Origin of the sequence: Tabrizicola sp. (assembly GCF_051645465.1) — a bacterium.
Taxonomy (GTDB): Bacteria; Pseudomonadota; Alphaproteobacteria; order Rhodobacterales; family Rhodobacteraceae; genus Tabrizicola.
The window spans coordinates 1-7,305 of the sequence record NZ_JBOFBI010000189.1; the positions used below are offsets into that span (position 1 = coordinate 1).

6 protein-coding genes are annotated in these 7,305 nt (G+C 63.7%); 2 read left to right on the forward strand and 4 right to left on the reverse strand.

The window, feature by feature from the left end:
* From ACRCSW_RS12410 to ACRCSW_RS12420, 3 genes are all read right to left on the reverse strand, one after another.
* Positions 1–1,405: efflux RND transporter permease subunit (locus ACRCSW_RS12410; protein ID WP_438705504.1), on the reverse strand; the 1,405-nt coding region annotated here is incomplete at its 3' end.
* Between the two features lie 9 nt (positions 1,406–1,414).
* A complete protein-coding gene (locus ACRCSW_RS12415; RefSeq protein WP_438705506.1) occupies positions 1,415–2,620 on the reverse strand; it encodes an efflux RND transporter periplasmic adaptor subunit in 1,206 nt (401 codons plus the stop codon).
* The gene (locus ACRCSW_RS12420) at positions 2,601–3,218 is read right to left on the reverse strand and encodes a TetR/AcrR family transcriptional regulator (protein WP_438705507.1); all 618 of its coding nucleotides are present in this window, start codon (positions 3,216–3,218) and stop codon (positions 2,601–2,603) included. Before ACRCSW_RS12420 ends, ACRCSW_RS12415 begins: the two co-directional genes overlap by 20 nt.
* A gap of 146 nt (positions 3,219–3,364) precedes the next feature.
* Between ACRCSW_RS12420 and tgt the strand changes: the two genes are divergently transcribed.
* Positions 3,365–4,495 (forward strand): tRNA guanosine(34) transglycosylase Tgt, encoded by a 1,131-nt coding sequence (tgt, locus tag ACRCSW_RS12425; RefSeq protein WP_438705509.1) that lies wholly within the window; start codon positions 3,365–3,367, stop codon positions 4,493–4,495.
* Between the two features lie 5 nt (positions 4,496–4,500).
* Here tgt and ACRCSW_RS12430 read toward each other — a convergent pair whose 3' ends face one another.
* The gene (locus ACRCSW_RS12430) at positions 4,501–5,622 is read right to left on the reverse strand and encodes a hypothetical protein (protein WP_438705510.1); all 1,122 of its coding nucleotides are present in this window, start codon (positions 5,620–5,622) and stop codon (positions 4,501–4,503) included.
* A 346-nt stretch (positions 5,623–5,968) separates the two neighbouring features.
* Here ACRCSW_RS12430 and ACRCSW_RS12435 point away from each other — a divergent pair, with 346 nt between their 5' ends.
* Entirely contained in the window at positions 5,969–7,042 is a 1,074-nt protein-coding gene (locus ACRCSW_RS12435) for a Hint domain-containing protein (protein WP_438705511.1), read from the forward strand.
* Positions 7,043–7,305 lie beyond the last annotated feature (263 nt).

Genomic DNA, 7,305 nt, shown 5'->3' on the forward strand with positions numbered 1-7,305 from the left:
CCGCCACGGCCACCGTAAGGCCGAATTGTATGAAGTACTGGCCCGGAATGCCGGGCATGAAAGACACCGGGACGAAGACCGCGACGATGGTGAAGGTTGTGGCAATCACCGCCAGGCCGATTTCGTCGGCAGCCTCGATCGCGGCGCGGTAGGGGGTCTTGCCCATGCGTATGTGTCGGGCGATGTTCTCGATCTCCACGATCGCGTCGTCGACAAGGATGCCGGTGGCCAGCGTAAGGGCCAGGAAGCTGACCAGGTTCAGCGAGAAGCCAAGCATCTCCATCACCCAGAAAGTGGGCACGGCCGAGAGGGGCAGGGCGACGGCGGAAATCAGCGTCGCGCGCCAGTTCTTCAGGAACGCAAGCACCACCAGGATCGCCAGAAGCGCGCCTTCCAGAAGCGTATGGATCGCGGCCTCGTAGTTGCCGTAGGTGTAGAAGACGGAATCGTCGATCATGGTGATCGCGACATTCGGGTTCTGCTTGCGCAGATCGTCGACCACCTCATTCGTGACCTCGGCCACGCTGACCTCGGACGCGCCTTTCGAGCGGAAGACCAGGAAGCTCACCCCCGGTTCGCCATCGATGCGGGTGAAGCTTTTCAGCTCTTCGTAGCTGTCGATGACCTGGCCCAGATCGGCCAGCCTGACAAAGCGGCCCGATGGCAGGGCGATGGTCGTCTCGGCCAGCGTCTCGACCGTACCGCTGTCGCCGAGGGTCCGGATGACCTGCTCGCCCGACCCGAGGCTGATCTTGCCCGCGCCAAGGTTCGTGTTGGTGGCGGCGATCTGCGCGCTGACGGCCTGGGCAGTGACGCCGTAGCTGTCAAGCTTGACCGGGTCGAGCTCGACGCGGATTTCGCGGTCCGCGCCGCCGATGCGGGTCACACGGCCGATACCGGGCTTGCCTTGCAGCGCCCGGGTCACGGTGTCGTCGACGAACCAGCTGATCTCTTCCATCGTCATGTCGGGGGCGGTGACCGAGAAGGTCATGATCGCCTGGCCTTCGACGTCGATCCGCGTGACGATGGGCGCCTCGATCCCGCTGGGCAGATCGCCGCGGATCTGGTCGACGGCGTCCTTCACATCCTGCACCGCCTTGTCGGTCGGAACTTCCATGCGGAATTCGATGACCGTGGTCGACAGCCCGTCGGTTACCGTCGAGGTCACCCGCTTCGCGCCGGTAATCCCGGCCACGGCATCCTCGATCTCCTTGGTGACCTGGGTCTCCATCTCGGCCGGGGCCGCGCCGGACTGGCTCACGCTGACCGCGACGAGGGGGACGTCGATATTCGGGAACTTGGTGATCGGCAGGCTGTTGAAGCTTTGCCAGCCAAGCACCATGAACAGGAAGAACGCCAGCAGCGGCGCGACGGGGTTGCGGATCGACCAGGCCGAGAAGTTCATCGCAGCACCTCAGTTCGTCGTGTCGGTTGCAAGCACCGGGTTGATCCGGTCGCCCGCGCGGACGAAGGCGCCCGCCCTGCTGACCACCAGATCGCCGTCGGTCAGGCCCTGGGTGATCTCGACCATGCCGCCGTCGCGGATACCAAGGCTGACCACAACCCGCTCGGCCACACCGTCCTTGACCCGCATCACCGTGTTGCCTTCGGGCGACGAGCCGATGGCGGTGACCGGAACGGCAAGACCCTCGCGTTCGGCGACCAGAATTTCAGCTTCGACGAACATGCCCGAGCGCAGAGACTCGGTCGCATCTACGGTGATCCGGGCCCGGCCAAGCCGGGTGGTCGGGTCGATGGTCGGCTCGACCAGACGAAGCGTGCCGTCAAACATGTCGGCCATACCGACGGCCCGAAGCCTGGCCTTCTGACCAGGCTCAAGCCGGAGGAGGTCGGATTCGGCGATGTCGGCACGAAGCTCAAGCGCCGCATCGCGGTTGATGACGAACATCGGATCACCCGCCGCCGTGGCAATCGCCCCGATCTTCGCGTTCCGGGCCACGACTTTGCCCGCCACCGGGGCCTTGACCTCGGTCCGGTTCAGCTGCAGCTCGACGTTTTCCAGCCGCGCTTCGGCCAGCGCAAGCTGCGCCCGGGCCGATTCCAGCGCCTGGGTTGCTACCATCGCACGGGCATTCGCCGAAACCGACGCTGCGTTCGCCGTATCCCAGGTGGCTTGCGACGCGGTGCCGGTCTCCTTCAGCTTGGTCGTCCTGTCGATCGCACGCTGGGCCTCTGCCCGCGCCGACTCCGCCTCGATCCGCTGGGCCTCCGCTTGGGCGATGGCTGACTTGGCGGAAGCGAGAGAGGCTTCGGCTTCGGTCTTCTGCAGTTCAAGCGTCGTCTTCGACAGAACCGCAAGCACCTGACCCTCGGTCACGACGTCGCCCACATCGACCAACAGCGCCTCAAGGGGCTGACCCTCGATCAGGGGTGCCACCTGCACCTCTTCGACTGCCGCGACCAGGCCCGAGGCGATGATCCGGTCGGAAAGCATCTGTTTGGTCACTTCGGTCACCGTGATGGCCGGAAGGGACGGTGTCGTCGTCTCGGCTGCCGCCGCCTCTTCGGCAAACGCAGGCACCGCGGGAGCGGCGAGGGACAGCAGGGTGGCAAGGATCAGGATCGGGCGCATGTCGGTGTCAGCCTTCTGCTCTGTCATTGGAGATTTCGTTCAGGATGCGGTCCATCACGGTCACGATCTGGGTAGCCAGCGCCGGGTTGGCGGGGCCGCATTGGGCGGTACGGATTGCCATTGCCTTCACCAGCATGACCAGCATCTGGCTTTGGCCTTCATAGCGAAGCCGCGCTTCCTCGACACTGCGATGGGTCACGCGGGCAAAGATCGTTGCCAAAAGAGTAACGATCGTGTCTTCCATCTGAAGCGAGGCCGCACCGATTTCGGGCTTGCGTATCGAAGCGGCGGTGATTTCTGCCCAAAGCTGGCCATCCTTCATCGCCTCTTCGGTGAAGTGGCCCAGAATGCGGTGGCGGAGCGCCAGCATCGGATCATCCGCCTGCTCGATTTCGGCGAAATCGCCCTGAATCTCAGCAAGATCGTAGTTGCACATCGACTGCACGATGGCCGACTTCGATGGGAAATAGCGGTAGAAGTTGCCCACACTCATGCCCGCGGCGCGCGCAAGGTCCTGCATCGAGGCGCCGTCGAAACCCTTTTCCGCGAAAGCCTGACGGATCGACGCCAGGATCTCGTGGCTGCGCAGCTCGGCGCCGGGATTGGGGAAGGGAAGGGTGGACATAAGATGAGTCGCCTGGGAATGAACGTTCATTCACGCAAATAGTCGACGTAGCGTAAACGTCAAGGGCAATCATGCTGCAGCACAGCGGATGCTTGGCTTTTTGCAGGAATTAGCCCAAAGGAGCGGCAGACAAGGGGGCAAACACCATGGCGACCGGCTTCGGCTTCACGATTTCGGCAACCGACGGGGCCGCGCGGACGGGCGTGATTTCGACCCCTCGGGGCGAGATCAGGACGCCCGCCTTCATGCCGGTCGGCACCGCGGCCACAGTCAAGGCGATGCTGCCCGAAAGCGTGCGCGCGACGGGGGCCGACATCCTTCTCGGCAACACCTATCACCTCATGTTGCGCCCTGGGGCCGAGCGGATCGCGGCCCTCGGCGGCCTCCACCGCTTCATGAACTGGGAGCGGCCGATCCTGACCGACAGCGGCGGGTTCCAGGTCATGTCGCTTGGGCCATTGCGCAAGCTGACCGAGGAAGGGGTGCGCTTCGCCTCGCATCTCGACGGCTCGAAGCACATGCTGACGCCTGAGAGGAGCATGGAAATCCAGGCGCTTCTGGGGTCGGACATCGTGATGGCCTTCGACGAATGCCCGGCACTGCCCGCGACGGACGAAGAGGTCGCCCGCGCGATGCGCCTCTCGATGCGGTGGGCGCAGCGGTCGCGCGATGCGTTCGGGGATCGGCCGGGCCACGCGCTCTTCGGGATAATGCAGGGCGGCGTCACGCGCGAACTTCGTGAGGAAAGCGCCTCGAAACTAAAGGAAATCGGCTTTGACGGCTATGCCATAGGTGGTCTTGCAGTGGGCGAGGGGCAAGAGGCGATGTTCGGCGTCCTCGACTACGCGTCGGGCTTCCTGCCTGAGGATCGGCCCCGCTACCTGATGGGCGTGGGCAAGCCCGACGACATCGTCGGCGCGGTGGAACGCGGCATCGACATGATGGACTGCGTCTTGCCAAGCCGCTCAGGCCGCACCGGCCAGGCCTGGACCCCGCGCGGCCAGGTGAACCTGCGAAACGCCCGGCACAAGGACGACCCCCGTCCCTTGGACGAAACCTGCAACTGCCCCGCCTGCCGCAGCTACTCCCGCGCCTACCTCCACCATGTGGTGAAAGCGGATGAGATCATCGGGTCGATGCTCCTGACCTGGCACAACCTGCATTACTATCAGGTGCTTATGCAGGGCTTGCGTGACGCGATCGCCGCCACCAGGCTGGCCGCCTTCGTTGCCGAGTTCCACGCCACCCGCAAGGCAGGCGACATCGAACCGGTCTGATGTCATCACGGCATGAGAGGCCCAAGCAGCGAAAGTTCCCGCGAAAAAGCCGCGTTCCGAAGCACGTGGTAGCCTTGGTTCCGCACCATCCGCGGCTTCCGGACCTCCGGCTTGGTTTCCACAGCATAGACAGCCGCGTAAGGCCCCTCACCGGTCACCATCGCCCGGCCCGGGCCGATCAGATCACCCAGCGCCTTATCGCCGAATGACGGAAGCACCATCGCGCCAAGCCCTGCCTCCATCGCGGCTGCCGCCTGCTCGGCATCGCTTTTGGCCGAATAGACTAGGACGATCAGCGTCAGATCATTGGCTCCGTCGCTCAGATCGGCCAGCAGCAGATTGCTCCAGTATGGCACGCCACCGGGCGGGAGGTTGACCAGGTTAAGGTCCGACCCGACGCGAAACGCCGGCGCGAATTCCGTCGGATTGGAGAAGATCGTGGCATGCAGAAGCTGCCTTTGCCCCCAGTCCGGCAGATCAAGCACGCGGCCGAAGGCCGCCAGAACCGGGTTCACCTCGGGACTTGCGAACATCGCTTCCAACCCCGGCCAGGTGGTGGACTGCATGAGAATGCTGCCATCCAGCGCGATGCGAGAGGACTTTGGCAGCGGGTAGGTAAAGGGATCATCCGGGCTGCGATAGTCCATGTATTCCATCAGGTCTTCTTCGCCCCGCCAGTAGACCGGAAACACCTTTCCATCGTCGAAAACATACCCGTTCGCCAGCAGTGACGGCCCGATCTGTGGGATCACCTCGGACGGCAGGAGCAGAATCATGCCTCGGTTCCCAGGATCGTCTATCCCGACGGCAGCCTGGACATCGGCTCGCGAAAACCCGACCTTGCCTGACCAGTCTCCCCCTTCCGGCGCTTTCGCCAGCGGCCCGCCAAGGCTGCGCCGCCCATCGGCAGGCACATCGCCCGCACCCGTCGCAACCAGCGCCGCCATCGCAGCGGCAGCCGCATCGAAATCGACATACTCCGGCGCCAGTTCTGACCGGTTGGCGATCACGGGATCAGGCAGATACGACATCAGCTGCAGAAACCGCGCACTTCTCTCCTGCGCTGCCACCGGGGATGCCAAGGCCAGCGGCAGACACAGCGCAAGCAGGCGCAAGACGACGGGCATAGGCTACGTCTCCATTCGTTAGACCGCCGCTATGGTTGCACCGATGGCGTTACCCTGGGAAGTGCGGTTTACCTTCCGAATGCTCTTCGTCGCCGTCCGCCAGCCATCAGGCCAGAGGACATTGGTGCATTCCAACCGGAAACCGGGTGCTCGGATGGGGACAATTTGCAGCAATGCCAGACGACAAGAGCGCCGCGATCAACCCCTGCAACTTATGATTGCTGGTAACACGTCAACATATGTGAATTTATTTTTCGCACCCTGTCTCGGTTCATCCTGGGTTCATTTCTCCCGCGTTACGCCTGTGCGCAACGCGGCCTGAAGGCTGCATTGGGACAGCATAGCCATGGCAACCTTCTCGCTTTGGGCGCGTCGCGACTCGACGACCGCCAACAACAATGAACTGAACCCGATCGGGACCAGCGGCCCGAACGGCCAACCGGCGTCACAAATCACCTTTACCGACAACAACGGTGCTGGCGATCTTTCGCTGGAATACAACGGCGGCCAACCGGACCCGGACACCCAGGTCATCATTGGCGGGGTTGCCTACAACTTCACGGTCACCCTGACTGGAACGCTGCCGACCGGTGTCAACAGCAATACGGTGCCATTGGCCCTGCAGGGGCGGGACGTTGCGATAATCCAGGTTGTTGTCGGCGGACAGCTTCGCGAGTACGTCATCGTGCTTGGGCAGCCGCCCGCAACCGAAGCGCAGATGAATGGCATCGGCAGCGGCGCGATCCCGCTAAGCAACCTCGACTTCGACCCGCCGCCGTTCTGTTTTGCCCAAGGGACCGAGATCGCCACCCCCAGCGGCCGCCGCCCGGTTCAGGACCTTTGCCCCGGTGACGCAGTGTTGACCGAAGACGGCCGCAGCGTGACCATCGCCTGGATCGGAAGGTCCCGCTACAGCCGCGAGCGCGCAGCAAGCGAACAGCGCCTTCGCCCGGTCCACCTCAACGCCCACGCCTTCGGGCCGGGATTGCCGGACCGCGAGCTTGTCGTCTCGCCCCAGCACCGAATTGTGATCGAGGGCCCGCATTGCGAGATTCTGTTCGGCGTCGACCGTGCCTTTGTGATTGCCCGGCACTTGCCAAAGCCCTTCGCAACCTCGCCCGAGCCTCCAGAAGACGTGGTCTACCACCACATTCTTCTGGAAAACCACGACATACTGGTCGCAAACGGCTTGCCGGCCGAAAGCTTTCAGCCCGCCCGGCGGATGGTCGAAGCCCTCTCGTCCGAGGCGAGGGCATCTCTCATGGCAGTGCTCGACATCCTCGGCGAGGAGGACATGCTGACCCGCCCCGACGCGCTTCCCACTTTGAACCTCCGGGAGGCCCGCGTCCTACTCGCAGCCCTTAACCCCGGCCCGCGCCCGGCCCAGGACGATATCGGCGGCGCCGCGGTCCTTAACTGACCAGAGCCGCAAGGTCACCGTTACCCATCCATCGCAATCGGTCTTGTGGACGCCCGCGCGGCGGTTCACACTGCTTGTCCAGCGCCGAACTTGAAACCTTCGGTGTGTGACCACAGATTAACACATCCAAAGGCGGAGCAGGCCGGGTTGCCGATGGTCGGGACCTTGTCGCGCTGCCGCGAGCGAAGGTACACATATGACAAATCTCAAGTCCCAAAGTTACGCTGTCCTGCCGTTGCGCGACATCGTGGTTTTTCCTCACA